At 70.2% G+C, this 23,976-nt stretch carries 23 protein-coding genes; 8 read left to right on the top strand and 15 right to left on the bottom strand.

Annotated features, from left to right (window positions below; genetic code table 11):
* Positions 1-125: 125 nt before the first annotated feature.
* Positions 126-2,651, bottom strand: coding sequence for a hypothetical protein (locus tag ACFU7Y_RS03540; RefSeq protein WP_380766353.1), 2,526 nt, complete (start codon positions 2,649-2,651; stop codon positions 126-128).
* A gap of 702 nt (positions 2,652-3,353) precedes the next feature.
* On the opposite strand from ACFU7Y_RS03540, the gene ACFU7Y_RS03535 reads away from it, so the two are divergent.
* The 3 genes from ACFU7Y_RS03535 (at position 3,354) to ACFU7Y_RS03525 (ending at position 5,994) form a co-directional block, all read left to right on the top strand.
* Complete coding sequence (locus ACFU7Y_RS03535; RefSeq protein ID WP_224273048.1) at positions 3,354-4,052, top strand: HD domain-containing protein; 699 nt, start codon at positions 3,354-3,356, stop codon at positions 4,050-4,052.
* A gap of 385 nt (positions 4,053-4,437) precedes the next feature.
* Positions 4,438-5,184 carry a DUF4232 domain-containing protein gene (locus ACFU7Y_RS03530; protein ID WP_380766352.1) on the top strand — a complete coding sequence of 249 codons (747 nt, stop codon included), beginning with the start codon at positions 4,438-4,440 and terminating at the stop codon, positions 5,182-5,184.
* Positions 5,185-5,376: 192 nt separating this feature from the next.
* Positions 5,377-5,994 carry a TOPRIM nucleotidyl transferase/hydrolase domain-containing protein gene (locus ACFU7Y_RS03525; protein ID WP_380766351.1) on the top strand — a complete coding sequence of 206 codons (618 nt, stop codon included), beginning with the start codon at positions 5,377-5,379 and terminating at the stop codon, positions 5,992-5,994.
* A 91-nt stretch (positions 5,995-6,085) separates the two neighbouring features.
* Here the strand turns inward: ACFU7Y_RS03525 and ACFU7Y_RS03520 are convergent, their stop codons facing one another.
* The gene (locus ACFU7Y_RS03520; RefSeq protein WP_224273036.1) at positions 6,086-6,280 is read right to left on the bottom strand and encodes a hypothetical protein; all 195 of its coding nucleotides are present in this window, start codon (positions 6,278-6,280) and stop codon (positions 6,086-6,088) included.
* An 87-nt stretch (positions 6,281-6,367) separates the two neighbouring features.
* Entirely contained in the window at positions 6,368-6,649 is a 282-nt protein-coding gene (locus tag ACFU7Y_RS03515; RefSeq protein ID WP_224273034.1) for a hypothetical protein, read from the bottom strand.
* 229 nt (positions 6,650-6,878) lie between these two features.
* On the opposite strand from ACFU7Y_RS03515, the gene ACFU7Y_RS03510 reads away from it, so the two are divergent.
* On the top strand, positions 6,879-7,934 hold the full coding sequence (locus ACFU7Y_RS03510; RefSeq protein ID WP_224273032.1) for a threonine/serine dehydratase: 1,056 nt from the start codon (positions 6,879-6,881) through the stop codon (positions 7,932-7,934).
* A 303-nt stretch (positions 7,935-8,237) separates the two neighbouring features.
* Here ACFU7Y_RS03510 and ACFU7Y_RS03505 read toward each other — a convergent pair whose 3' ends face one another.
* Positions 8,238-9,179, bottom strand: a complete 942-nt coding sequence (locus tag ACFU7Y_RS03505; RefSeq protein WP_380766349.1) for a DMT family transporter — start codon at positions 9,177-9,179, stop codon at positions 8,238-8,240.
* 311 nt (positions 9,180-9,490) lie between these two features.
* Between ACFU7Y_RS03505 and ACFU7Y_RS03500 the strand changes: the two genes are divergently transcribed.
* Positions 9,491-10,270 (top strand): alpha/beta fold hydrolase, encoded by a 780-nt coding sequence (locus ACFU7Y_RS03500; protein WP_224273015.1) that lies wholly within the window; start codon positions 9,491-9,493, stop codon positions 10,268-10,270.
* A gap of 575 nt (positions 10,271-10,845) precedes the next feature.
* On the opposite strand, the gene ACFU7Y_RS03495 is transcribed toward ACFU7Y_RS03500, so the two are convergent.
* The 5 genes from ACFU7Y_RS03495 to ACFU7Y_RS03475 form a co-directional block, all read right to left on the bottom strand.
* Positions 10,846-11,388, bottom strand: a complete 543-nt coding sequence (locus tag ACFU7Y_RS03495) for a hypothetical protein (RefSeq protein ID WP_224273014.1) — start codon at positions 11,386-11,388, stop codon at positions 10,846-10,848.
* Positions 11,389-11,822: 434 nt separating this feature from the next.
* Positions 11,823-12,293, bottom strand: a complete 471-nt coding sequence (locus ACFU7Y_RS03490) for a GNAT family N-acetyltransferase (protein ID WP_224273240.1) — start codon at positions 12,291-12,293, stop codon at positions 11,823-11,825.
* Positions 12,294-12,316: 23 nt separating this feature from the next.
* Positions 12,317-12,739 carry an arsenate reductase ArsC gene (locus ACFU7Y_RS03485; protein ID WP_380766348.1) on the bottom strand — a complete coding sequence of 141 codons (423 nt, stop codon included), beginning with the start codon at positions 12,737-12,739 and terminating at the stop codon, positions 12,317-12,319.
* A 37-nt stretch (positions 12,740-12,776) separates the two neighbouring features.
* On the bottom strand, positions 12,777-13,526 hold the full coding sequence (locus tag ACFU7Y_RS03480) for an MIP/aquaporin family protein (RefSeq protein ID WP_224273012.1): 750 nt from the start codon (positions 13,524-13,526) through the stop codon (positions 12,777-12,779).
* Complete coding sequence (locus ACFU7Y_RS03475) at positions 13,523-13,915, bottom strand: helix-turn-helix transcriptional regulator (RefSeq protein ID WP_224273011.1); 393 nt, start codon at positions 13,913-13,915, stop codon at positions 13,523-13,525. The genes ACFU7Y_RS03480 and ACFU7Y_RS03475 overlap by 4 nt, the downstream gene beginning before the upstream one ends.
* 88 nt (positions 13,916-14,003) lie before the next feature.
* Between ACFU7Y_RS03475 and ACFU7Y_RS03470 the strand changes: the two genes are divergently transcribed.
* Positions 14,004-14,513, top strand: a complete 510-nt coding sequence (locus ACFU7Y_RS03470) for an ArsI/CadI family heavy metal resistance metalloenzyme (protein ID WP_380766347.1) — start codon at positions 14,004-14,006, stop codon at positions 14,511-14,513.
* Positions 14,514-14,732: 219 nt separating this feature from the next.
* On the opposite strand, the gene ACFU7Y_RS03465 is transcribed toward ACFU7Y_RS03470, so the two are convergent.
* From ACFU7Y_RS03465 to ACFU7Y_RS03450, 4 genes are all read right to left on the bottom strand, one after another.
* Positions 14,733-16,262, bottom strand: coding sequence for a DUF6529 family protein (locus ACFU7Y_RS03465; RefSeq protein WP_380766346.1), 1,530 nt, complete (start codon positions 16,260-16,262; stop codon positions 14,733-14,735).
* Entirely contained in the window at positions 16,259-17,212 is a 954-nt protein-coding gene (locus ACFU7Y_RS03460) for a metallophosphoesterase (protein WP_224273008.1), read from the bottom strand. Before ACFU7Y_RS03460 ends, ACFU7Y_RS03465 begins: the two co-directional genes overlap by 4 nt.
* Entirely contained in the window at positions 17,209-17,730 is a 522-nt protein-coding gene (locus ACFU7Y_RS03455; RefSeq protein ID WP_380766345.1) for a cupredoxin family copper-binding protein, read from the bottom strand. Before ACFU7Y_RS03455 ends, ACFU7Y_RS03460 begins: the two co-directional genes overlap by 4 nt.
* Positions 17,731-18,000: 270 nt before the next feature.
* Positions 18,001-19,578 carry an FAD-dependent monooxygenase gene (locus ACFU7Y_RS03450; protein WP_224273006.1) on the bottom strand — a complete coding sequence of 526 codons (1,578 nt, stop codon included), beginning with the start codon at positions 19,576-19,578 and terminating at the stop codon, positions 18,001-18,003.
* 377 nt (positions 19,579-19,955) lie between these two features.
* Between ACFU7Y_RS03450 and ACFU7Y_RS03445 the strand changes: the two genes are divergently transcribed.
* Both ACFU7Y_RS03445 and ACFU7Y_RS03440 read left to right on the top strand, forming a co-directional pair.
* A complete protein-coding gene (locus ACFU7Y_RS03445) occupies positions 19,956-20,342 on the top strand; it encodes a hypothetical protein (protein WP_224273005.1) in 387 nt (128 codons plus the stop codon).
* The gene (locus tag ACFU7Y_RS03440; protein ID WP_380766344.1) at positions 20,294-22,966 is read left to right on the top strand and encodes a DUF6185 family protein; all 2,673 of its coding nucleotides are present in this window, start codon (positions 20,294-20,296) and stop codon (positions 22,964-22,966) included. Before ACFU7Y_RS03445 ends, ACFU7Y_RS03440 begins: the two co-directional genes overlap by 49 nt.
* Positions 22,967-22,968: 2 nt before the next feature.
* Here ACFU7Y_RS03440 and ACFU7Y_RS03435 read toward each other — a convergent pair whose 3' ends face one another.
* Positions 22,969-23,118 carry a winged helix-turn-helix domain-containing protein gene (locus ACFU7Y_RS03435; protein ID WP_224273004.1) on the bottom strand — a complete coding sequence of 50 codons (150 nt, stop codon included), beginning with the start codon at positions 23,116-23,118 and terminating at the stop codon, positions 22,969-22,971.
* Between the two features lie 29 nt (positions 23,119-23,147).
* The gene (locus ACFU7Y_RS03430; protein ID WP_224273003.1) at positions 23,148-23,975 is read right to left on the bottom strand and encodes a GDSL-type esterase/lipase family protein; all 828 of its coding nucleotides are present in this window, start codon (positions 23,973-23,975) and stop codon (positions 23,148-23,150) included.
* Position 23,976 lies beyond the last annotated feature (1 nt).

Below are 23,976 nucleotides of genomic sequence, written 5' to 3'. Positions count from 1 at the left end.
GGGCAGTGTGATCCGTGCGGCCGCACAGCACCGTGCGAATGATCAGTGTGGACATCCAGGACCTCCAGCCGTCCTCGGCTCCACGGGTGGGCCGGTGTACTCCTGGCGCGAGGCGGTCTCAGGCTTCAGGCGTCACGGCGCCAGCGGTCGGCGGCGAACCGGGTCAGCGCAACCTCCAGGTCGAGCGGAACCACTTCGGTGGAGCCCAGCTCCCACACCCGGATCCAGCCGTCCGAGTCGGTGAGGGACGGCGGCGCTTCCCGTCCGGCCACCGGTTTCATGGCGAGGCAGTACGAGACGTTCAGACCAGGGGAGCCGGGCTCCACGTTCCTGCGGGATCGGACCCTGACCACCTGTACCTCCGCCACGTCGTCCCACCGCAGCCGTAGCTTTCGGCCTTCGTTGAGCTCCACGCCCTCGCTGTCGATGCGCAGCCGGGTCGCGACCGCCCGCAAGGCCAGTGCCCCGAGGAGGAGCACGCCGAGCACGCCCAGCAGCGCAGGCCACCAGCGCACCGTCAGCAGCCAGGTCCGGCGCAGGTCGGCCTGAAAGCCTGACCCCGAGGACATCGGGGAGACCACCAGAAGGAACACGGCGGTCAGCCCCAACAGATCGAATGCCAAGGCCCGCAGGGCTCCGATACTGCGCGAACTGCTCCTGAGCACCACCTCGCGTGGTCCTGCGGTACTGCCGGGCATCCAGCCCGGCGCCTCACCGGTGAGCCGTGATCCCAACCCGGCGTGCCGGAACTGGTAGACCCCGCCGAATCGCCGCAGCACGCCCAACTGGCGGCCGTCCTCGAGGAAGCCCAGCACATCGCGTGGCAGACGTCGACGCCCCGCCACGATGAGGCGTGTGGCGGTCCAGCGGCCCCATCGACTGAGGGCGATCAGCACGGCGGCCGAGCACGACCAGCCGATGACGAGACCGCCGGCGATGAGGAGCGGATCGCCGTTGAGCCAGTGGAAGAACGCCAGTGAGGTTCCCGCGATGGCCGGTGCGACCACTGTGGATTCGACAAGAGCGATCCTGCGCTCCTCGCGCAGCAGTTGCCTGGGTCTGGCCGCCGTATCGGACTCGGCCGACCGGGTCAGGAGCACACCGGAGAGCAGGGGAAGAAGAAAGACGCACAGGTTCGCTGACGTGCTGCCGGGCAGCGTCACGCCGACGGCCGTCGTAGCCGCGGCCGATACTGCCAGGAACAGCCGTCCACTGACACCGGCCGCCCGTCGTCGTGGGCGATCGTCGAAGCCGCTGAACAGGTGCCTTGTGAGGATCCTTCCGAACGCCGTTGCGATGATGGCGACTGCGGCGACGGCCCCGAGCACGTGGCCCACTCCCTGGATCCCGAGCCCGGGCCGCGGGGGAGAGACCCCCAGGAGGGCGGCCAGCCCCGCGATTGCATAGCTCGCCGACGTGCCGTAGATGCCTACGGCGACGATGACGACGGTGCCCCAGATGCCCGGCCCGGTCAGCAGGCTCCGCAGCTGCCACCAGGCGATGTCCTGAGTGCGTCGGCGGTGAAGCTCGCCGGCGAGGAAGCGAAAGTACGCGGGCGCTCTGTCGGACCTCCAACGGCGCGCCGGCCCGGGGAGGTAGGACGGCCGGGGCCCCTGTGCGCAGACAGTCGGGATCAGCTCGTCCAGGAGGTGCCCCTCGATGTCCTTCGGGGTGGGCAGCCGCGTCGCATCGAGCAGCTCACGAGGATCGGCGTTCTTCGGCGCGTACACCGTCGCCGCGAGCCAGAGCATCAGGGGCGAGGAGAGGGCAGTGGCGACCGGTCCTTCGGGGTCGCTCTCCATCGCGTCGAAGAGCGACTGCCAGGGGCCGAGGCGATCTTGATGACACATCTGGGTGAGGTAGGCCCTTCCGGCCTCGGGAGGCACCGGGCAGAGGCGCAGAACGGGCACATTGCGCAGCACCGGCGAGTCGTCCACGGCACGCTGGTAGGCCTCCGGCCGGGAGGTCAGAATCAGGGGGTCCGTCGTGCCGATTGCGCGCGTCAGCGCCTTCACCGCGTCCTCGCGAGCCAGCGGTAGCAGCTCGTCGAAGCCGTCGAGTACGGGAACGATCCGCCGATCCCGCACCAGGGACTCCACGGTCGGCTGATCCAGACCTCTGACGAGCCCTCCGTACTCCTCGCTGATGCGCCTGATGACCCAGTCCTGGACGCTGTTCCCCGGCTCCCAGTCCGGCATCGACAGGATGACCGGCACGCTCTCCAGGGAGCTGGGCTCCCTGGCTTTCAGCAGCTCGACCACGAGCAGGACGACCAGGGACGACTTCCCCGCTTCGCCAGGGCCGGTCACCACCAACTGGTGCGGCGTGAGCGCTCGGACCCAGGCAACCAGATCCTCAAGCCCGGCCAGTTCAGGGCGCTGCGCGTTCGGGTCGCTCCAGTGCCCCTGCTCCAGCTTCCAGGGGATCGCCATTGGGACCCGATGGTGCAGACCGCGGATGCCGGCCTCATCCCGCCACTGATCCAGGACCTCGCGGGCCAGCCCGTCCAGGACATCGCTTTCGGCATCGGCGGAGGCCGACCGTCTGCCAGGGGAGGCGCAGTCGGAGCCCAGATAGATGTTGCGGACGTTTCCTGCCTGGATCAGGTTCCGAGGCGAACCCTTGTTGTCGTTGTGCACCGCACCAGTCATCTCGACATGCTGTCAGGCCGGCGTGTGTGGGCGACGGGCTTCCGGGGGAGCGGGTGACGGCTCTTTGACGGCTTGTCCGGACCAGTGGAGGCTGATGACCTCGGACGATCGTGAAATTTCGCGTTGAGCCGTTTCTGCGGTCAACGTGGAGAACATAAAAGACTCATGTAAACCGCTTATAGACGCCACAGGTCGGGCGTGACCTGCTCACGCCAGATTGTCCTGGTGGACAGCAGACCGGCGTGCCCTGGGACTGATCGAGGCTGGTCGCCGGACCCCGGGCACCGCTATCGGCCCCCATTGCCCGGTTCACCGAATCGTTGAGCACGAACGCGAGCCGCCTCCGACGGGATGTGCCATCGGGAAGATCGACGGCAACCCCGTGGGGTACGCGTACGGCTTCGCGCGCACGGCCGACTATCAGCGGCCGGGGCTCACCGGCGTGCTGACCGAGCAACTGACCGAGATCGCACCCGGACCCTCACGTGTGCGAAGCGATGGCGCGCGGCCCGTGTCGGGCGGGGGAGGAGGGCGGAGGGGGTAACCAACCGGATGGCTCGAATGCCTCGGCATTGAGAAGTCATCTCTTTGGCCTCAAGTAGCCTTTGGAGGTGTGATCATGATGGAACGCTTGGCACCCGCTGGGTTGCGGGAACCGCACTGTCCTCGGCTACGACCGAACAACCGCGCACTGGCCACCTCGTGAGCGACAGATACTGCGAACTGGCCCTCCCTTCAACCGATCTTGCGCGCGACACACTGCGCTACGCACAGGCCCTGGTCCCAGCGGCGATCTTCAATCACAGCGTGCGTACCTATCTGTACGGACGCCTCCTCGGCGAGCGACGTGGTCTGCAACCGGACCGCGACTACGACGACGAACTCCTCTTCTTGGGCTGCGTCTTGCACGACTGCGGGCTCAGTATCGAGGGCAACGGTGACCAGCGGTTCGAGCTGGACGGTGCCGATCTGGCAGTCCGCTTCCTGACCGAGCAGGGAGTGCCACCGGAGCGAACGGACGTCGTGTGGGACGCGATCGCGCTGCACATGGACCGTGAGATCGCCCTGCGGAAGCGGCCGGAGGTCGCGCTGGTCGCCCTCGGCGCGGGCTTCGATCTGGGCGGCGGCCCAACCGCACTCCCGGACGGCTACGCGGACCGCGTCCACCAGGTGCTGCCCCGTCTGCACGCTGCGGCGGTCCTGCACGACAGCATTGTCAGCCAGGCGCTGGAGAAGCCGCACAAGGCACCGCCCTTCACGATGCAAGGCGAGCTCGTTCGCCAGGTGACCGGCCGGACCTCGCCAGCCTGGGAACAGCTTGCCCGATCCTCAGGGTGGAACGACTACGACCACTACCGCCCTGATTCACCGAGCACGCCTTCAGACGTCGGCCGCCGGTAGCGGGCCCGTTCTCGTAGCCACGCTGATGCCCTCGCAGGTCACGACGGTCGGCCCCGCATGCGGGGGGTAGCTTCCTCCGTACGAGGGGCCGGAGTCTGCGGGATCTCACGGTCGATCCCGTCCGGGTTCGGGGCGAGCAGACGGTGGTGCGGCGGCCTCCGGTCGGGGCAGGCAGTGGTGGCTGAGTGGTGCGGGGTGGCGGGGTGGCGGGGTGGCGAGCCTGGGGGAGACGCCGTGTCAACCGTGCTGCACCCGACCGAATGTCACAGTCCGGTGCCTGTCATGTCCGGGCGATTGTGACGCCGTTCATGGCACCAAATGCCGTCGGCAGACCGTCATGTGAGGTGTCCACGCAGTCAGCGCACACCGCCATCGGGGAGTCATCATGTCCGTCCGCCACCACCGTCGCCCGCTGTTCGTCCCCGCCGTCCTGGTCGTCGCTGCGGGGCTCGCGTTGACCGCCTGCGGGCCGGAGAACTCCGACTCGGCCGGCGGTTCGGCGGCCTCCGCGCCCGCCACGGCGGCCGTCACGCCCTCGACGGCCGGCGGTCCGGCCTCCGGAGCCCCGTCGGCGGGCGCACCGGGCGCGGGAACGGCATCGCACCCTGCCGCGCAGAAGCCGTCCGGCGCGAGCCCGTCGGGCGGTACCCGGCCCGGCGGTGGGAGTACCGGTTCCGCCGCCGACCACCCCTGCGACATCCAGAACCTCGCGATCCAGGCGACGGCCCGCGCCGGGGCGCCCAACCAGTGGGTGATCGAGGTGCGTAACACCGGCGCGAACGCCTGCAGCCTGAGCTCCTCCCCGGGCGTCGACCTGGGCAACTCCACCTCTCCCGACCAGAGCAAGAACATCAAGCCGGTGCTTGCCAGCGGCACCTCGCGCTTCGCGGTCCCGGCGGGCCAGAAGGCGTACGCGGTGATCGACCTCGACCCGAGCGGCGCCGCCACCGGCACCGTCCCCGGCATCAACGAACTCAACGTGCTGGTCGACCAGGACGGCACCAACATGCCCCTCGCGAACACCCGCAACTTCCCGCTCGACAGCGGCGTACGAGTCCTGAACCCCAAGATGGGCCTCTACCGGTCCAGCGTGGCGGACGCGGTCACCTCCATGGCCGCCGCCCCCAAGTAGCTCCGAGCGCATTTTCGCCACTGACCCACGGCCGGCATCCGCCGCGCCCGCCGCCGCCCCGGCAGGAACTCCCGCCGGCCGTCACAGCGGCGTCGATCGTGGCGGCCAGTGCGGGTGGCCCGTGCTCCACCTCGCCGAGCGGGCGGTGAAAACCCCGTGCCGTGCCGGCCCGGGCGGGGCAGAATCGCTCCCATGACGGACATGCGGGCGTTCCGGGAGGCGGTCATCGGCTGGGCGGCGGGAGAACCCGGCGGGCCGGCGGGTGAGCTGGCCGGCCGGCTGCGGGTCCGGACGGCGGTGCTGCTGGAAGGACCGAGCGACCTCGCGGCCGTCGAGACGCTGGCCGCGCGCCACGGCCGGGATCTGGCCGCCGAGGGGGTGTGCGTCGTCCCCATGGGTGGGGCGATGAGCGTCGGCCGATTCGCCGGCCTGCTCGGGCCGCCCGGGCTGGGCCTGCGCCTCGTCGGGCTGTGCGACGAGGGCGAACGGGGCTTCTACCAGCGCGGTCTCGAACGGGCCGGCGCGCCGTGCGACGGGTTCTTCGTGTGCGCGGCGGACCTGGAGGACGAACTCATCCGCGCGCTGGGCGTGCCACGGGTCGAGGAGATCCTGCGGGCCGAGGGCGACCTCCCGGCCTGGCAGATCTTCGTGCGTCAGCCCGCCCAGCAGGACCGGCCGCCGCACCAGCGGATGCGGCGCTTCCTCGGCACGAAGAAGGGACGCAAGATCCGTTACGGCCGCCTCCTGACCGAGGCCCTCGACCCGGAGCAGGTCCCCGCACCCCTCCAGGGCCTGCTCCTGCACCTGTGACGGCGGTCCACAGCCGAGTCATCCGCACTGTTCGGGCCGGGCCCTGCGCGTGAGGCTGCGGCCTACCAGGTGTCGCCGACGAAGGTGAGCTTCACGGCACACAGCTGCAGGAGTCCGGCGGAGGGTGCGGCTGTGCCCAGCCTTCCGGCTGCTGCTGGCCGGGCCAGCCGTCGCTGTCGCGCGCCGCAGCGGCGGCGAACTGCTGCGGGTGGACGACGGCGGGCCGGCCGTGGATCAGCTCCGGCCACGCGGCTTGGCCGCGGTAGGAGGCGAGGGCGCTGTCCACGCTGATCTACTCGGCCGCCGGTCCGGGAACCGCGGCGGCCCGGGCAGGGCCGGTCGCCGCGCAGGGCGGGCAGGCCCGGATGGTCCGTCAGCAGCTCGTACAGGGCGACGAACCGTGCCTCCGTTGCGTCGCCCAGGCGGTGCCCGGCTCGATCTCGGGCAGGCGGGCGGCGAGGTGGTCGGTGACCAGGTCGAGCAGGCCGGCCAGGTCGGTGCGGCGGCGCTGGAGGGACGCGACGGAGATGTCCAGCGCGGACGCGGGGGTGCGGAAGCTGAGTGCGGTGTGCCCGTCCTGATCCACGATCAACAGGGTTTGCTCGGCGATCGGTTCGGGAGTCGCCCGGTCCAGGGAAGTGGATTGCCTCGGCATGCGAGTGAGCGTACGGTGCAGCGTACCGTCACGGTAGGTCCCCGACTCCTCACGGAGGTGACATGTCGCTGTTCAGCGCGGTGGACAGCACGGTCTTCACCGCCCGGCACCTGGCCGACCTCGCGGCCGGCACTCTTGCGGCCGTCCGCCCTTCGCGTTCTTCCTCGGCCTGACCACCAGCGGCCGGCTCATCGCCTGGTCGTGACCGACTCATCGCAGGAGCAACGACGTGCACCAGCTCACGTACGGCGACATCAAGGCCGCCACCGACCGCACCGCCGGACGCATCCGCCCCGTCGCCCTGGCCCGGCTTGACCCCGGCGCGATCCGCACGGCCCGGCTCGACCCCCTGGACGACTGTGAGGCCGAGCCGTGCGAGGTGTGGCTGGCCATGGAGTTCATGCAGCACACCGGCTCGTTCAAGGCCCGCGGCGCGCAGAACTTCATCCAGGCCCACCGCGACGCCGACACCCTGCCCGACGCCGGGGTGACGATCGCCTCGGGCGGCAACGCCGGTCTGGCGTGTGCCTGGGCCGCCCAGCAGCAGGGCGTCCGGGCGACCGTCTTCCTGCCCGAGACCGCTCCGGCGGTGAAGGTGGCCAAGCTCCACGGCTACGGCGCCGAGGTCCGCCTGGCCGGCGCGGAGTACGCCGAGGCGCTCGCGGCCTGCGAGGAGTTCGCCGCCGCCACCGGCGCGCTCGCCTCCCACGCCTACGACCACCCGCTGATCGCCGCCGGGGCCGGCACCCTGCTGGAGGAGATCCACCAGCAGATCCCCGGCCTGGACACCGTGGTGGTCGCGGTCGGCGGCGGCGGCCTGTTCGCCGGCGTCGCCACCGCCGCCCAGCACCACGGCATCCGCACCGTGGCGGTGGAGCCGGAGAACTGCCGCGCGCTGAACGCCGCGATCGAGGCCGGCCGCCCGGTCGACGTCATGGTGGACTCGATCGCCGCCGACTCCCTCGGGGCCCGCCGTACCTCCGCCATGGCCCTGCACGCCGCCCACCAGGACGGCGTGCACTCCGTGCTGGTGGCGGACGACGGGATCGCCCGGGCCCGCCAGGCGCTGTGGGACCACCGCCGTGTCGCGGTCGAGCACGGCGCCGCGACCGCGCTGGCCGCGCTCACCGCCCCGGACCAGCACGGCGCCGACCGCGACCTGCCGACCCGCCCCGCGAGCGCGGACCGCAGCTACCGGCCCGGCAGCGGCGAGAAGGTCTGCGTCGTGCTGTGCGGGGCGAACACCGACCCGTCCGACCTCGTGACCCCGCCCACCGCGCACTGACGAACACGACGAGGGGGCAGCCGAGCGGCCAACCGCCCGGCTGCCCCCTCCTCGTGTGCGAAGAGCATCACCCGGCCGTTGAGAGGCTCTCTGCAGTCAGAGACCTGGACACACCGGACACATTCCGGGGATCGCGCAGAACTCTCGCAACTGTTCATTGTGAGAGTGGCACATCGTCACGGCCGCCAGGCTCGGCTGCACGAAACGTCTCTCTCGGCCGGGGTGCTTGGGGGGGACGTACGTGTGGTGCGCCGGAACCTGGTCCCGGCGCACCACATCGCCTTCATGTCACCGCGCGAGCGGTCAGCTCCTCGCGCCCGGTCGCGATTCGGCGGCCGCGAGGCCGGCGATGGCCGTGAGCATCAGCACCGTGCCGACGACCGTGGCAGCGGTGAGCCGCTCGCCGAGGAACAACACGGCGAGCACCGCTGCACTGACCGGCTCGATGAGCATCACCACCGACGCCGTGGCCGCCCGGACGGCGCCCGCCCCGGCGAAGTACAGCGGGTAGGCGAGCGCCGTCGTGATGGTGGCGACGTAGAGCATCAGCAGCACGACGTGGCCCGGGTGGGCGGTGTGCGGCACGAGGCCCTCGCCCCAGGCGAACGGCAGCATGACGGTCGCACCGACGGCGAACGACCCCACCGTGAGGGTGTACGGGTCCTCTCCGGCGCCGTGCCGTCCGGTCCACCGGCCCAGGATGTTGGAGGCGGCGTACCCGGCGGCGGACAGCAGGGCCATCCCCACGCCGACAGGGTGGACGGCACCGGCCTGGTTGCCCAGGACCAGGATCGCGAGGCCGGCCAGCGCGCCGGCGACCGCGAGCAGCCCGGCGCGTCCGATGCGCTCGCCCAGGAACAGGCGTCCACCGGCGGCGGTGAACACCGGGGCCGCCCCGAGCGTGACGATGGTGCCGACGGCCAGCCCGGTGTCCTGCACGGCGGCGAAGTAGGCGGTCTGGAAGACCGCCAAGCCGACGCCGGTGCCCGTGAACAGCAGCACACGGCGGCCCAGCGTCTGCCGCGTCCTGGGCGCGGTACGGGAAGGGCGGAAGGCGCGGGCCGCGAGCAGCAGCGCCATGCCGGTCAGAAAGCGCCAGAACGAGACGGCCATGGGCCCGAAGTCGCTGGACCGGTAGACGATGTCCACGGCGGCTCCGGTAGTGCCCCAGGTGATGCCGGCGAACGCCAGGCAGGCAAGGCCGCGGCGCACTGATCGGGGTGCCGCCACGGGGGCAGGGGTCATTGCAACAGCAGTTTTCGACACGGAAGGAATCTCCAGACGGAGCAGATGGTCGTGGTCTCGCGTCTGCGGGCACAACCGATCAGCGCGTCGCGGCCAGTGGCCTGCCTACGCGCCGGTGTCGATGGCGACCCGCCTCAGAGGGCGGGCGGCGAGAGAACTGCTGCAGAAAACATGGTCTCCACCGTACGGCATCCGAGGTACGGCGCCTCCTTTCGGCCCTCGGGTGCTTCCGCCCGGCCAAGGGCCCCGTCAGGTGTCCGACAGCCTCACCACGTGCGCGCTGTACCCTGCCCGTCGGGGGTGAGGGTCCGATGAAGCACACGACGACACCCGACGGGGTCCGTATCGCCTACCAGGTCCAAGGCGAGGGGGCTCCCCTTGTCCTGCTGGCGGGCCAGGCGAACAACCACCACTGGTGGGACGGGGTGCGCGACGACTTCCACGCCGTCCGCAGCACCATCACGCTCGACTACCGAGGTACGGGGGAGAGCGACAAGCCCGACGAGCCCTACAGCACCGAGGTCTTCACGCAGGACGTGATCGCTGTGCTCGACGAACTCGGTATCGAGCAGGCCGACGTCTACGGCACGTCGATGGGCGGGCGTGTGGCCCAGCAGCTCGCGGCCCGCCACCCGAACCGAGTGGGTGCCCTGGTACTCGGCTGCACGTCGCCCGGAGGTCCGCACGGCGTCGAACGCGACAACGACGTGCGCAGGTCACTGGTGCAACCTCGACCGACGGCGGCTCGGCAGGCCCTCCTGGAACTCATGTACACCCCGGACTGGCTGTCGACCCATTCGGGCCCCTACCACACGCTCGGCGACCCGGGCATGCCCGCTCACGCCCGGCGTCGCCACCTCGCGGCCAGCAACCAGCACGATGCATGGGACCTCCTGCCGGGAATCAGCGCACCCACCCTGGTCGTGCACGGAAGCGACGACCTGCTCAACCCCACTGCCAACGCACACCTGCTCGCGCACCGAATCCCCGGTGCCCGGCTGCATCTGATTCCCGGCGCACGGCACGCCTACTTCGAGGAGTTCCGCGCCGTCGCGAGCCCGCTCGTTCTGGACTTCCTCATCACCGCGTGATCAGTCCAGGTCAACGCGCTCGTCAACAAGATCTGAACATCGCGCGGCTTCGGGTGGAGTTCGCGCCGCAGCTCGGCCCCGGAGAGAGCCGACGTTCGCCTGGCCCCCCTGCAGCCCGAGCAGTGGCAGCATCTGCAGCCTGGTGATGTGATCACCATGCACGAGGCCCAACCTGCCACTGGCATCGCCGAAATCATCGAGGTCCTGCCGCCTCGCGTCTGAGGCCACTGCGCAGCCAGGCGGGAAGGGCCCGTAGTCGGACGGCCGTCAGTCGCCGTCAGGGCTCTCTCATCAGGGCGGTGCCGATGGAACGGCTGCGGAGTTCCGTGTGGCTCTGGACGTGGTTGACGGTGCCCCAGTGCGCGACGAGCGCGTTGAGGTCACGGCGGAGGTTCAGCCGGCCCGCGAGGACGCCGTCGACGACGGTGAGGAGGAGTCAGCTGCGTTGAGGAGCGAGGTCGGCGATGAGCCGGTCGGCGGCGGGACCGACTTCGTCCATGCCGACGGGTGGGGAGGGGAAGGAAGAGGTGCGCCGGCCCCGGGAGGGAGAACCGGGGCCGGCGCGCGGAGTGTCATCACACCGGGGTGCCCGGAATCTGGGCGAACCCTGGGCCGCAGGCAGCCGCCAGGTTCGACGCGCTGAACGGCGTTCCGGTGATGTTGCACACGGCCTGGAAGATCTTCCCGTCCTCGCTCTCCACGTTGAGGAAGAGCTTGTTGGGGATGTTCGCGCCGCTCTCGGTGGCGGACAGGTCGGTGCCGATCACACACTTCGGGGCGCCGGGGATGACGTCGATGTCAACCCATGCTCCCGGGTTCCGGCTGTCATTGAGGAACGCCTCGCCCTGGCGGTCCGTAGCCAGGTGGAACTGGGTGTCCGAGAAGTCTCCGAAGTCCACGACGTCGGAGCTGAAGCCGCGCTGTACCCGCTCGCAGTGCTTGTTGCCTCCGGTGCTGCCCTTCTGGTCCGCCGTGTGCCCGGACAGGAGTCGGGGAGCGGTGGAGTCGGTTCGAGCTGTCGAGCCCGTGCTGCCCTGGGCGACCGCGGGCGAGGCGAGGAGGATCGCGGCGGCCACCGCTCCGGTCACCGTGGACAGGCGTCTGAAACCGTACTTCATGTGTGAATCCCTTTCCTCGGAGGTGTGCGACGCCGGCCCGGCAGCTCCAAGGAATTTCTCCGACCGGTTCACTGGCAGTGCGATCTCACTGCGAACGACTTTCAGCGGCCTTCGGAGGTTTCATGGAATCAGGCCGCAGCCCTTCTGCCAGGCACAGGCTGCACACTCGAACGAAGTCGATGATTCCCAGGAATGACGCGCGGGAGTTCACGCCATGCCGGAGCCGTCGCTCGCTGGGGGCAGGGCGTTGCGCCCGAACGGATCAAGCGTCCGCCGCAGCCATGCCGGGCCCGCGGCCGGCGGTCGACGACCACCGGCCGTAGCGCCGTCGCCCGTCGGCTACCAGATGCGGCCTCCCTGCTGCGTGACGCGGGCGGCGGTCCTGGCCCGGGCGCGTTGGGCGGCCTCGTTGCGCTGCGAGTACAGGCGGTCGGTCAAGCGACGGCGGGACTGCGGCGTTCGACCAGGACGACGTCGCGCCAGCGCCCGTGGTGGCGGCCCAGACGCTCGCGGGTGCCGACCACCCGGAATCCGGCCTTGGCGTGGAGAGCGAGACTGGCGGTGTTCTCCGGGAAGATGCCGGACTGCACGGTCCAGATACCGGCGGCGTCGGTGGAGGCCAGCAGCGCCGGCAGCAGGGCCAGGCCGACGCCCTGTCCCCGGGCGTCGGGGTGGACGTAGACGGAGTGCTCGACCACCCCGGCGTACGCGCACCGGTCCGAGACCGGTACGACCGCGGCCCATCCCAGCACCCGGTCGCCGTCCAGGGCGACCAGGCGGTGCTCGGCGAGCCGGGAGCCGTCGAAGGCCTCCCAGGTCGGTGCGGCTTCCTCGAAGGTGGCGTCACCGCCGTCGATCCCGGCCTGGTAGATCGCCAGCACCTGCGCGGCGTGCTCGGGGAGCATCCCGGTGACGGTCACCGCGGTGGTCACGCGGCGGCCTCGATACCGAGCTCGGCGAGCAGGCCCCGAATCCGCTGCTCGATCTGATCGCGGATCGGGCGGACCGCGTCGACGCCCTGGCCGGCCGGGTCCTCCAGCTTCCAGTCCAGGTACCGCCTGCCGGGGAAGTAGGGGCAGGCGTCGCCGCAGCCCATGGTGATCACCACGTCGGAGGCCTGCACTGCCTCGACGGTCAGCACCTTCGGCACTTCGGCGGAGATGTCGATGCCGGCCTCGGCCAGGGCCTCGACCACGGCCGGGTTCACGGTGTCGGCCGGGGCGGATCCGGCCGAACGGACCTCGACCCGGTCGCCGCCGAGGTGGCTGAGGAAGGCGGCGGCCATCTGGGAGCGGCCGGCGTTGTGCACGCAGACGAACAGCACGGACGGGACGGCGGCGGGAGTACTCACAGGGATCTTCCTTCGGGCAGGAGTGGAGGGGCGGGGTTCAGCGGCCGGCGGCGGCCGGGTGGTGCTCGCCCCGCGGGACCGCAACGTCCTTGGCGGCGGGCGCGGCGGGGCGGCCGAACAGCACGGCGACGAGGGCGAGCCCGACGGCCAGGCCGACGAGCTGGGCGGCGACGAACGGGCCGACGGAGGCGGGTGCGATTCCGGCGAAGGTGTCCGTGAAGGTGCGGCCGATCGTGACGGCGGGGTTGGCGAAGCTGGTGCTGGAGGTGAACCAGTACGCGGCGCCGATGTAGGAGGCGACCGCGACCGGGGCGAAGTGCGCGCGGCCGGTGCGGGCCAGGCCGAAGATCAGCAGGACCAGCCCGGCGGTGGCGACGACCTCGCCCAGCCACAGGTGCGGGGCCGAACGGTCGTGGGTGGACCAGCGCACCAGCGGCTCGGCGAACATCGCGTCGGCCAGCACCGCGCCGCCGATCGCCCCGAGGATCTGCGCGGGCACGTAGGCGGCGACCTCGCGCAGGCCGGGGCCCTCGCCGCCGCGGCGGCCGGTCCACCAGGCGGCCAGGGTGACCACGGGGTTGAAGTGCGCGCCGGAGACCGGGCCGAGGAGCGTGATCAGCACCCCGAGGCCGAACACGGTGGCCAGGGAGTCGGCGAGCAGCTGCACGCCGACGTCCGGGGAGAGCTTGGTGGCCTGGATACCGGAGCCGGCCACGACGGCCACCAGCGCGCCGGTCCCGACGAACTCGACCGCCGTGCGGCGGCCCAGCGGGGCCAGCGCGGTCATCTCGCGCCCCCCGCAGCCTGGACGGCGGTGCCGGCCGGGGCCTGCAGCAGGGCGGAGAGCTTGGCCAGGGCGGCGGGCAGCACCCAGTAGTAGACCCAGGTGCCGCGGCGCTCGGAGCCGACCAGGCCGGCCTCGCGCAGCACCTTCAAGTGGTGGGAGATGGTCGGCTGGGAGACGTCGAACGGGCCGGTGAGGTCACAGACGCAGGCCTCGCCGCCCTCGTGCGAGGCGATCAGGGACAGCAGCCGCAGCCGCACCGGGTCGGCCAGGGCCTTGAACATCTTCGCCAGCCTGGCGGCGGCCTCTTCCCCGAGCGGCTCGCGGACCATCGGCGAGCAGCACGCCACCGCGTCGTCCTGCCCGAGCACCATGAGTTCCGAATTCGACATACATCTATGTTGACAGTTGTCTATTCAAAGAGGCAAGCTCACTGTATCGACATCCATCGAAACATGACCAAGGATCGGGGAGACCGCCATGTCCCGTGTACAACTCGCCCTGCGTGTGGCCGACCTCGAAGGCTCCATCGCCTTCTACAGCAAGCTGTTCGGCACCGAGCCGGCCAAGCGCCGCCCCGGCTACGCGAACTTCGCCATCGCCGAGCCCCCGCTCAAGCTCGTCCTCATCGAGGGCGAGGCCGGCGAGGCCACCCGCCTCGACCACCTCGGCATCGAGGTCGAGACCACCGAGCAGGTCACCGCCGCCACTGCCCGGCTGCAGGAGGCGGGCCTGGCCACCTTCGAGGAGAACGACACCTCCTGCTGCTACGCGCTCCAGGACAAGACATGGGTGACCGGCCCGGGCAAGGAGCCCTGGGAGGTCTACGCGGTCAAGGCCGATGCCGACACCCTCGGCAAGAGCGCCGACGGCGCGCCGGACGCCTGCTGCGGCACCACCGCCTGCTGCACCCCGGAGGAGCAGAGCATCGACCTCACCCGGACCCCCGTTGCGGCGAAGGCTGCCGCGGGCTGCGCCTGCGGCAGCTGACCGCAGACCCGGCCCGGAGGGGTCGGCCCGCCATACGTCCGAGCGGGCATCGCGTGCGGAGAGCGCCCGACTGGGCTGGGCGGCGCCGGCCCTTGAGCTGCCAGGTTGTGTCGGCGCCCGGACTCCTGTCCGTGCCCCAGGATGCAGGGCAGAGGCCTTTCCGCCGGCCGGCGCGCCGGAAAGCATGCGCAGTGGGGGAGAGGTACCCCCACGTTCTGCTCACAGGCCGGGTGCCTGGAAGCCGTTCAGGTACCAGAGGGGGGCGGCGTACCAGATCAGGGCGATCGCGGTGACGAGGGTGCCGCCGGCCAGGGGGAGTGCCCAGCCGGGCCAGCGGCGGTGCCGGACCACGATGACCTTGGCGACAAAGGCCCCGTAGAGGAAGCACCCGGTGAGCGAGTGCAGCGCCACACGGGTGTCGGTGAACTGGACGCCGTAGGCGGTGATGCAGTGCCGGGCGATGGGCAGGGAGAGGAGGAAGGCGGTCAGGCCGATGAGGCGGTGCGTGGTACGGACCCGGTGCGGTGCGGTTTGCAGTGCGGGCAGGCGGCCGTAGATCCACAGCGCGAGGACCAGTTGGATCAGCGCCAGGCCCAGGAGCGCCGATCCCAGTTGGGCTTTCAGCAGTTGTGCGTCATCGCCGCGATTTCCGAAGAGGCTGGTCTCGTAGTTGGGGGTGTGTACCCGGCCGTACCAGAGCAGGCCGGCCACCACCGCTACCGGCAGGAGAAGCCACAGGACGTTATGGAGCCGTCGGTGGCCGGCGAGGGGAGTGAGGCCCGCCACGTGGTCGGCCGCCGCCGCTCTCGATTTCACCGCCGCCGTCAGCAAGGGCTTCCAGGCCACGAGGATCAGCAGGGTAAGTGTCTCGGCGATGAGGCTGAGCAGGGCCTGTGGGGCGGGTTGCAGGCCGTTTTCGGAGAACCCGAACAGTCCGGTGGTGCGGGATGCGGCGAACCCGATGAGCGTGCCGATGGCGATGGCGGCGGCGGCGATGCGCAGGAGCAGGGGTGCTGCCAGCAGGAGGAGTGCAGCCACGGCGAAGGCGGTGCTGGCCTGCAGCAGGAACATCGAGCCGATGACGTGGACGAGGCGGTATCCGTCGATGTAGAGCTGGGCGTGGATGTATCCGCTGGCCGCGAGCGTGGCGGCGAGCGCCAGGCGCAGCGCGAGGGCGGGCAGGCGCCGGGCGTTCTCGGCGTCCGCGCCGTCGATGACCGGCCGGGCAGCCACGCGTGCTTGAGGGGCCGGAGGGGCAGCACCTGCGGATTGGGGCCGGGGCCCTGGCCGGGTTTGGGAAACGGATGGCTGTCGGCCCGGGTCGCCTTCGTGCCCGTCGGGACCGTCAGTTGGCCGGGCCCGGCGGGGTCGCCGGGCCTCGGATGCCTGCCAGATCGCGAGGATCAGCAGGGTGAGTGTCTCGGCGATGAGGCTGAGCAGGGCCTGTGGGGCGGGTTGCAGGCCGTTTTCGGAGAACCCGAACAGTCCGGTGGTGCGGGATGCGGCGAACCCGATGAGCGTGCCGATGGCGATGGCGGCGGCGGCGATGCGCAGGAGCAGGGGTGCTGCCAGCAGGAGGAGTGCAGCCACGGCGAAGGCGGTGCTGGCCTGCAGCAGGAACATCGAGCCGATGACGTGGACGGAGCGGTATCCGTCGATGTAGAGCTGGGCGTGGATGTATCCGCTGGCCGCGAGCGTGGCGGCGAGCGCCAGGCGCAGCGCGAGGGCGGGCAGGCTCCGGGTGTTCATGCGAGCGTTTCGTCCTTGACGGCCAGTTCGTGCTTGCCCTGCCAGTAGTTGACGGTGCGGATGCCGAGCGCGTCCTTGAGGCGTCCGGCGGGCAGCACCTGGGGAAGTGGGGCGGGGCCCTGGCCGGGTTGGGGGAACGGGTAGCAGGTGGGGCGGGCCGAGTGGAAGGTGATGTTGCCCTCGGTCTTGCTGAACAGTTGGTGGACGTGGCCGTTGAGGCATGTGACCGAGGAGAAGCGGCGGAACATCGACAGCAGCTGTACCGCGTCGTCGGTGCCCCAGCCCCACGTCGGATACATCGCGAACAACGGGATGTGGCTGAAGATGACGATGGGGGTGTCGGACGACAGGCCGGCGATGTCCTTGCGCACGAAGTCGATCTGGTCGTCGCCCAGGTGGCCGAGTTGTTCCAGGTGCAGCGTGTTGACCAGCGCGATGAAGTGCACCCCGTGGGTGTCGAAGCTGTACCAGCCGTCGCCGATGGTGTTGTGGCCGAAGGTCTGCTGGTAGGCGCGTGGTCCGTTGTCTCCGATCGAGTCGTGCTCGCCCGGCACGGTGAAGACCCGGTCGGTGTCCAGTTGCGACAGCATCTGCTTGACCTGGTCGAACTGGGCGGGGGTGGAGAGGTGCGTCAGGTCGCCGCTGTGCATGACGAAGTCGGGTCGGAACCCGAGGGAGTTGACCTGGTCGATCGCTGCGGCGAACGTCCCGGTGACGTCCATGTTGGCCGGGCCCTGGAAGCCGATGTGGCTGTCGGAGATCTGTACGAAATGCAGGTCCGCGCTGCTGGCCGGGGCCGTGTTCGTCGATCCGGGGATGTGGCTGATCACCTCTCCTGCGGTGACTGTCAGGACCACGGCACCACCGAACCAGGCGGCGTGCCGCATGAGCTGCCGGCGGGTCATGCCGTGCCCGCCACCGCCGTCGGAGTCGTGTGTGTCCTCGGTCATGGGGTCACCTCCACGGTGGCGGTCATGAACGGGTGGATGGTGCAGTAGTAGGGGTAGGTGCCGGGTTGGGTGAACGTGTAGCTGTACGTGTCGTTGGTGGCCAGGGCGGCCGACTGCAGTGGCCCGCCCGATCCTTGCTTGCTGGTGACGGTGTGAGCGTCGGGGTCGGTGTTGGTCCAGGTCACCGTCGTGCCCGCCTTGACCGTCAGTGTGGGCGGGGAGAACGCAAAGTTCTTGATCGTCACCGCGTTGGCGGCCGCTGGAGCGGAGGGCTGGCCGCTGGCAGGTGAGGTCGGGGAGGTGCCTGGTGGTGCGCTGACAGAGACCGTACCGCCCGTTCCGGAGGCACCGGGAAATCCCGCCAGGCCCTGCCCGGGTCCGGGAGTCAGCGCGCTGGTGGGTCCGGGCTGTGACGATCCGCCGCACGCGCTGAGCAGTCCGAGTGCTCCGGCAACGGCGACAGCGGCCAGACACACCGTACGCGACCGCCGGGCCGGCGGAGAGGAGCTCGCATTCATGGCCATCGTTCCTTCTGCGCGTCCCCAGCCGCACGGGCGGGTGTGGTCCGGGATCGGTCCGGGATCGGTCCGGGATCGGTCGTCTCGGCAGACAGACGACCGCGTGACGCCCGCCGGGGGATGCCGGAAGGGGTGCAACCCGGTGGGTTACTGTATGTGAGCGGACAGTACGTTCCGTGGAGCGAAACGAGTTCCACAGCGGAGTCTCGTCGTTTCACCCTGGCGGCGGGCAGTGGGACGCCTCAAGCAGGTCAGGGGCGTCCGGGCCGCTCACTGCCCCCCGCGGGGTGTCGAGCGGGTGATCGTGGTGAGGGCGTGGTGGAGGGCGGTGTCGCTCGGCGGGCGGTCGCGCCAGCGGGCGCCGATGTGGCCGTCGGGTCGGATGAGTAGTGCGCCGTGTGAGCGGAGGCCGCAGAGGTCGGTGTGCTCGTCGGGAAGGGCCTCGATGCGCAGTGGCCATGGTGCGGTGGTCTGCCGCTCCCAGTGAGTGGGGTCCGGGGTGAGCAGGGTGAACCATTCGCCGAGAGCGTCGAGCGTGGAGCGGTCGGGTGTGAGCCAGAGGTGAGGCATGCGACAGCCCGGCTCTGCGGTGGGGATGTAGTCCGTGCCTGTGTCGGATGGTTCGGGTGGGGTGCTGTTGTCGGCGAGGACGGCGTCGGAGTGGTAGGTGACGCCGAGCACGAGACCGAGTTGGGCGAAGTACCGTTCCGACCAGGGAAGTTCGACGTGGACCGGCGCCGCTTCGGCGGTTCGGCGCTGCTCGCGACGCCGGTTCTGCACGTGGAGCAGGAGCCGGGTGTTCTCCACCGCTTGACGGAGAGTCCGGTGGGCGACGGGTTGTCGCTCCGTCTCGTAGCTTGCCAGCAGACTCGGTTCGGCCCACCCGTGGAGAACGCCCGCCAGCTTCCAGCACAGGTTGTGCACATCGGCGATGCCGGCGTTCATGCCCAGGCCGCCGACGATGGGGACCGCGTGCGCGGCATCGCCGGTCAGCAGGATCCGGCCGTGGCGGAAGCGCTCGGCGACGAACGCGTTCATCACCCAGTGCTGAACCCGCAGGACGTCGGCTCGGACCCCGGCGCCGGGGCTGATGGCGCGCGTGAGGAGGTCGGACCAGTCGGCGCGTGCAGCGTTTTCGGGCGTGGGAACGAACCAGGCCCAGCCTCGTTCGGGGTAGAGCGGGCCGAACAGGCCGTGCGCGGTGAAGTAGAGGCCGGCGGGCTGGTGGGCGCACCAGCGGTCGAGGTCGGCGTCGAACACGACGGTGGTGAAGCCCCCCATCGCTCCGGGGCCAGTGGTGTCGATTCCCAGTAGTTGCCGGACGGTGGAGGTCGCGCCGTCGGCGGCGATGACATGGCGGGCCCGGACGCGGGTCTCGTCACCGCGTCGGTGGTCGACGAGCAGGGCCACGACGCTGTCGGTTTCCTCGGCCAGGGAGGTGAGCTCGGTCCCGAAGCGCACTTGTGCGTCTGCTGCGGCGAGCAGGGTGGGTTCCAGCCGATCCTGCGAGGTGACCACGCCGGTCACGGGGCTCTCGGGTACCGGCGCGTCGACCCCGACCATCGCCGCTGTGGCGAAGTCACGGTCGCACAGGGTGTCGCGGAAGCGGATGCGGCCGTACTCCGGTGCGAACGCGTTGGCCGTGATCTCGGCTGAGAGCCCGAGTTGGCGATAGATCTCCATCGAGCGCACGTTGACCAGCCGGGACCGTGGAAAGGGCGACAGTTCGCGGTGTTTCTCGACCAGTAGTACCCGCACGCCCCAGCGTTCCAGTAGCGCTCGGGCGGTGAGCCCGACTGGCCCGCCACCGACGATCAGTACTGCTACCTCGGTGTCTGCTACGGGCATGTCGAGCTTCTCCTGCTCACCTCGGGCCGGGTCTGATGGGGGCGCTTCGTGACGTGACCTTCAGCCCTGCCGGCTCGGGATTTCGGCCGGTTCCCATGGCCGGCCGATGCCGTTTTCGACTCGATGACCGCCTCGACGAGGACCCGAACCGCCGCGATCAATCTTCCTGATCCCACGGCCGACCGCCATGTCCGCGCGTCGACTGCACCCGAACGTCTCAGGCAGGCACGGTCACGCCCCCGGCCTTTCGCCGTCCGGAAGCACTCCTCGATCGCGTCCGCCGGGTTGCCGGCTGTCCTCCGGGGTGTCGGCTTGTAGCCGTTTGTCGCCCCACCTAGGCTTCCGAAAGCCACTCAGATGACATTGAGGAGCACTTCATGGGAAATCCGACGGCCACTCCCGGGCAGCCACTTCCGAAGTTCGAGGAAGCCAAGGGGCTGGGTCCGCAGGACGGCCAGTTCGTGCGCGATCTGGTGGATGTGCTGGAAAAGCACGGAAATCTCGACCGTTTTGGCCTGTGTCTGCTGCACGAGCACTTTCCCGTCGCGTGCGACGAGGTCCTGGTCGAGACCCATGACCTCGCGGCACGCACGCTCCAGATCCGGGTCGACAAGGCGGACGCGACCGGTCACACCAAGCCCTCGCAGTGGCGGTTCGTGAAGAGCGGACACGGCAGCGGTGAGGTCGAGAGCCACGCCTACCAGGTGATCCTGCAGTGCAGTCCGATCAGCGGGTGCCCGGGAAGCAGGAGCACACCGCGTTGAAGAACGAGGACGGCGGCGAGGCGGACACGAACACCTCGCCGCCGTCGCACGGTTGCAGCCCGAGAGTCCGCAGCACCGCGGTGTACCGGTGGGGACTGTGCGCCGTGCCGTTGCTGGTTCTCCTGATTTTCTGGGGTGGACAGTCCGCCCGAGCGGATTCCCCACCCGCGGGCAGCTGCCATACGGAGCAGTTGACTGCCGCCCAGGTGGACGTCGAACTCACAATCGCCAACCACACCCACAACACGGCCGAGGGCCGGGGAGTCATGACCGTCCGCGTACCCAGGTCCTGGGAGTACGCCGAGGGCCTGCTGCTGCAGAGGAGTTCTGTTGCCTACCGCGACGCGATGCACTGTCTCCTGCGCGACGAGCAGGAGTCGGGGCGGCCCCCGGAACAGTACCTGCGCCAATACGAGTGGCGCTCGTCCAACCCGGCGGTGAGCACCGAGCCCGGCTTGGTCAAGGTCGAGTACCCGACGATCTTCTGGTTCGACCACGGCGGCACGTTCCTCGTCGGGCCGTGGGAAATCGATGTGCAGCCCGGCCAGTGGAAGCTGTCCCTCGTTCCGCCGACGGCTCTGGCGGGGGCCCGCTGGAACTCGGTCAAGGTCGATCTGGGCGGCCTGGAGGCATCCAGCATGACGCCCGAACCCTCGACCGCCGGCAACGGGAGCATGGTGTGGAGCGACCCCGACCCGCCCCAGGCGTCGAGCTCCTTGATGATGGTTCAGGTGGCTCCCCCATGGCAACGCGCATGGGCGGCGGTGAGCAGCAACGATGCGCCGTTGCTCGTCAGCAACAAGATCGGGCAGGCCACCTGGTGGGTGGTCATTTCCGCCATCGTCGCGGTGGCCGCTCTACGAGCCCGCCGCCGGCCGGCCCACGACGAGGCCACCGCGCTCGAGATCCGCAGCAGCACGGTCCTGCTGCAGTGGGGTGTGGCCAGCGCCGTCATCATCCTGACGTTCCTGCTACCGCAGTACGCGCTCCTCGACCAACGCTGGATGATCCTGACCGGGATTCTGGTCGGCTGGGCGTTGACGGCCACCGCCCGTCCGAAGAGGTCGGTGCTGCTGGCCGCCTCGCTGGTGGCGGCGGCCGGCGGCCTGGTAGCCGCCTGGCCGTCCCTGTTCAGTCTCCCCGAGAGCCTCTCCTTCTCCGGGACCGGGCCCGTCCACGGCTTCGCCCCACTGGTGGCCACGACCGCGGCGCTCCTGTGGCTGTGGCTGACCGGCCTGGCGCTGTGGATGTGGCGGCTCGCGTGTGAGGGCGGGCTGATCCGGCCACCGACGTCACCCTGGCGGCTGCGCCGCGTCGGACCGGGACTTGCCGTGGCCACCCTCCTTCTGCTCGGATGGCAGTGGTGGACCCAGGCCCGCGGGTGGGAGCGGGCCAGCTGGCTGAGCAACCGCGCGATGCCGGAGTACGGTTGGCTGCACCGGTCCTTCCTGAACGAGCGTCTGGTGTCCTACGCGACCCAGATCCCCTCGTGGTGCGCCTCCTGGACCTGGGTGCTGACCGGCATCGCCGTCGTGGCCCTGCTCCGGGCCAGGGACCTGGCGTTCCCCGTGCCGCGCGCGTATCCCACCAGGCTGGACCGCCTCCTGCTCGCCGTGTTCTTCGCCGTCGTGGTCGCCTACCGCCAGGGCTCGTTCGCCGGCAGCCAGGCCGTGGCTGTCCTCTGGCTCGTCCTGGACATCGCCGGGCTCTACGCCCTGCTGGCGGTCGGGAGCCGTTGGGCGGTCCTGGCCCATCACCTTGAGGGAAGCGGGAACACTCCGAGGCTGAGCGAAGCGATCACGGAGGCGAGCCGCTCCGGCCTCATCGTGCGTGCCCGCCGCTACCGGGAGCTGACCGACGAGCTCCGGGACATGGGGAAGAGCGAGGGAGCCGCCGGCCGACATGCGGCGGAGAAGGAACGGCACGCGATGGAACGGGAGCTGAGCGGGCTGCACCGCTGGCGATCGCCGACCGGAACCGCCGACACGGCACGGGCCTGGCTACCCGGCCAGTACACGATCATGGACGTCGCCCTGAGCTGGGGCCCACACGCCAGGTGGTGGGAGAACGCCCGCCGGGCAGCCCTGTTGGCGGCCGCCTTCGGCCTTCCGGGCACTCTCGTCATCCTCTGGTTCTCCTACCAGGCGGAGCAGACCCAGTGGATGTACACCGCGCAGGACTCCTTCGGGGCACCCAACATGGTCAGGCTGTTCTTGACCTTGGAGCTCGCCTCGGCAGGTGCGGGCCTGGTCCTGGGCGGGCTCTGGCGCCTGCTGCCCGGACGCCGCGGTCCGGCACGCGCCCTGAGCCTGGTCGCCGTCTACACCCTGCTGATCGTCATGGGGACCCTGGGCGACCTCATCACCGACCAGCCGCTCGGCAACGTGGCCATCGCCACCTGCCAAATGCTTCTGGTACTGACCCTCACCGGCCTCGCCATGGACGCGGACACCTTCCATGCCGAGCGGCGTCTGTGGCCCAGCCGCTTCGGACTGCTGCTCTGGATCTACCAGCTTCGCGGTTTCTCCGCACAGATCGCCTATGTACTGGCCCAGTTGGGCGCACTGATCGTGATCGCGAAGTTCTTCATCGGACCCGACATTCGGAGCATGAAGCCGCCGTAAAGTCACAATTCGCGCGAGGTGGTGAGTTGCCTCGGAACGCGGCCGGAGGCGCGGAGTTCCTGCAGGTCGGGGATGCGGCTGTCGACGGTGCCGGGGCTGACGCCGAGGATCTCGGCGATCGAGGTGATCGAGTTCTCGGGGTCGGCGGGCATGTCGCGGACGACGACAGGGCCGGTCAGGGTCAGCGGGTCATCGGAGTGAACAGGTCGGGGTCGATCGTCTGGGCCATGGCGTGGTGTCCGGTGTCGTTGGGGTGGAGGTGGTCGCCGGAGTCGTAGTCGGGCCGGATGCGGGTGGGATCGGCCGGGTCTCTGAGTGCGGCGTCGAAGTCGATCACACCGTCGAAGAGCTGGCCCTGGCGGATCGCGTCATTGACGGTTTGCCGGCAGTGTTCGCCGGCGGTCTCGTAGCGTCCGAAGCCGCCGTAGGGCGGGATGGTCGTGCCGACGACCTTGACGTCCCTGGCGTGGGCCTTGGCGACGAAGGATCGCAGTCCGGCGATGATCGCGGCCGGATCGTACTGGTGGGGGGTCTGTTGGATGTCGTTGATGACGTCCGTGAGCACGATGGTGCCCGCTCCGGGAACGTCGAGGGCGTCCCTGTCCTCGCGGGTCAGGGAACTGGGCATGGTGGGGCCGTTGTCGGTGAGCAGCCTGGTGGCGCTGATGCTGGCGTTGACCACCTGGTCCGGCCGGCCGGCCTGCTGCAGGCGGTGGGCGAGTTCGCTGGGCCAGGATGCGCCGGGTGAGGCCTTGTAGCCGTCGGAGACGGAGGCCCCGATGATGACGATGGACTTCGCGGCTGCCGCGTCGGGCTTCGGAGCTGGGGCAGCGGAAGCCGAGACCGTGGCCGGAGGATGCTGGGCGGGCGTGTGAGCCTGTGCCGTCGGCCTGTCAGCGGGTGTGCGCAGGATCGGGGTTGGGGGCGGTGTGTCGCAGCCGGCCAGGGCGGCCTGCGTGGCAAGGAGGACAACGAGCACACCCGCGCGCATCCGTAGCGTGGTCGGCATG

Source organism: Kitasatospora sp. NPDC057542 (assembly GCF_042801945.1).
GTDB lineage: Bacteria > Actinomycetota > Actinomycetes > Streptomycetales > Streptomycetaceae > Kitasatospora.
Note: the sequence above shows the minus strand (reverse complement) of the source record. Positions and strands in the feature narration are given on the sequence as shown.

What these genes read in the sequence shown, in the direction of transcription:
- ACFU7Y_RS03540 (WP_380766353.1), bottom strand. Translation starts at nt 2,651, where the DNA reads ATGACTGGTGCGGTGCACAACGACAACAAGGGTTCGCCTCGGAACCTG.
- ACFU7Y_RS03530 (WP_380766352.1), top strand. Translation starts at nt 4,438, where the DNA reads ATGTCCGTCCGCCACCACCGTCGCCCGCTGTTCGTCCCCGCCGTCCTG.
- ACFU7Y_RS03525 (WP_380766351.1), top strand. Translation starts at nt 5,377, where the DNA reads ATGACGGACATGCGGGCGTTCCGGGAGGCGGTCATCGGCTGGGCGGCG.
- ACFU7Y_RS03515 (WP_224273034.1), bottom strand. Translation starts at nt 6,649, where the DNA reads ATGCCGAGGCAATCCACTTCCCTGGACCGGGCGACTCCCGAACCGATC.
- ACFU7Y_RS03505 (WP_380766349.1), bottom strand. Translation starts at nt 9,179, where the DNA reads ATGACCCCTGCCCCCGTGGCGGCACCCCGATCAGTGCGCCGCGGCCTT.
- ACFU7Y_RS03500 (WP_224273015.1), top strand. Translation starts at nt 9,491, where the DNA reads ATGAAGCACACGACGACACCCGACGGGGTCCGTATCGCCTACCAGGTC.
- ACFU7Y_RS03495 (WP_224273014.1), bottom strand. Translation starts at nt 11,388, where the DNA reads ATGAAGTACGGTTTCAGACGCCTGTCCACGGTGACCGGAGCGGTGGCC.
- ACFU7Y_RS03490 (WP_224273240.1), bottom strand. Translation starts at nt 12,293, where the DNA reads ATGCTCCCCGAGCACGCCGCGCAGGTGCTGGCGATCTACCAGGCCGGG.
- ACFU7Y_RS03480 (WP_224273012.1), bottom strand. Translation starts at nt 13,526, where the DNA reads ATGACCGCGCTGGCCCCGCTGGGCCGCCGCACGGCGGTCGAGTTCGTC.
- ACFU7Y_RS03475 (WP_224273011.1), bottom strand. Translation starts at nt 13,915, where the DNA reads ATGTCGAATTCGGAACTCATGGTGCTCGGGCAGGACGACGCGGTGGCG.
- ACFU7Y_RS03470 (WP_380766347.1), top strand. Translation starts at nt 14,004, where the DNA reads ATGTCCCGTGTACAACTCGCCCTGCGTGTGGCCGACCTCGAAGGCTCC.
- ACFU7Y_RS03465 (WP_380766346.1), bottom strand. Translation starts at nt 16,262, where the DNA reads ATGAACACCCGGAGCCTGCCCGCCCTCGCGCTGCGCCTGGCGCTCGCC.
- ACFU7Y_RS03460 (WP_224273008.1), bottom strand. Translation starts at nt 17,212, where the DNA reads ATGACCGAGGACACACACGACTCCGACGGCGGTGGCGGGCACGGCATG.
- ACFU7Y_RS03455 (WP_380766345.1), bottom strand. Translation starts at nt 17,730, where the DNA reads ATGAATGCGAGCTCCTCTCCGCCGGCCCGGCGGTCGCGTACGGTGTGT.
- ACFU7Y_RS03450 (WP_224273006.1), bottom strand. Translation starts at nt 19,578, where the DNA reads ATGCCCGTAGCAGACACCGAGGTAGCAGTACTGATCGTCGGTGGCGGG.
- ACFU7Y_RS03445 (WP_224273005.1), top strand. Translation starts at nt 19,956, where the DNA reads ATGGGAAATCCGACGGCCACTCCCGGGCAGCCACTTCCGAAGTTCGAG.
- ACFU7Y_RS03435 (WP_224273004.1), bottom strand. Translation starts at nt 23,118, where the DNA reads ATGCCCGCCGACCCCGAGAACTCGATCACCTCGATCGCCGAGATCCTC.
- ACFU7Y_RS03430 (WP_224273003.1), bottom strand. Translation starts at nt 23,975, where the DNA reads ATGCCGACCACGCTACGGATGCGCGCGGGTGTGCTCGTTGTCCTCCTT.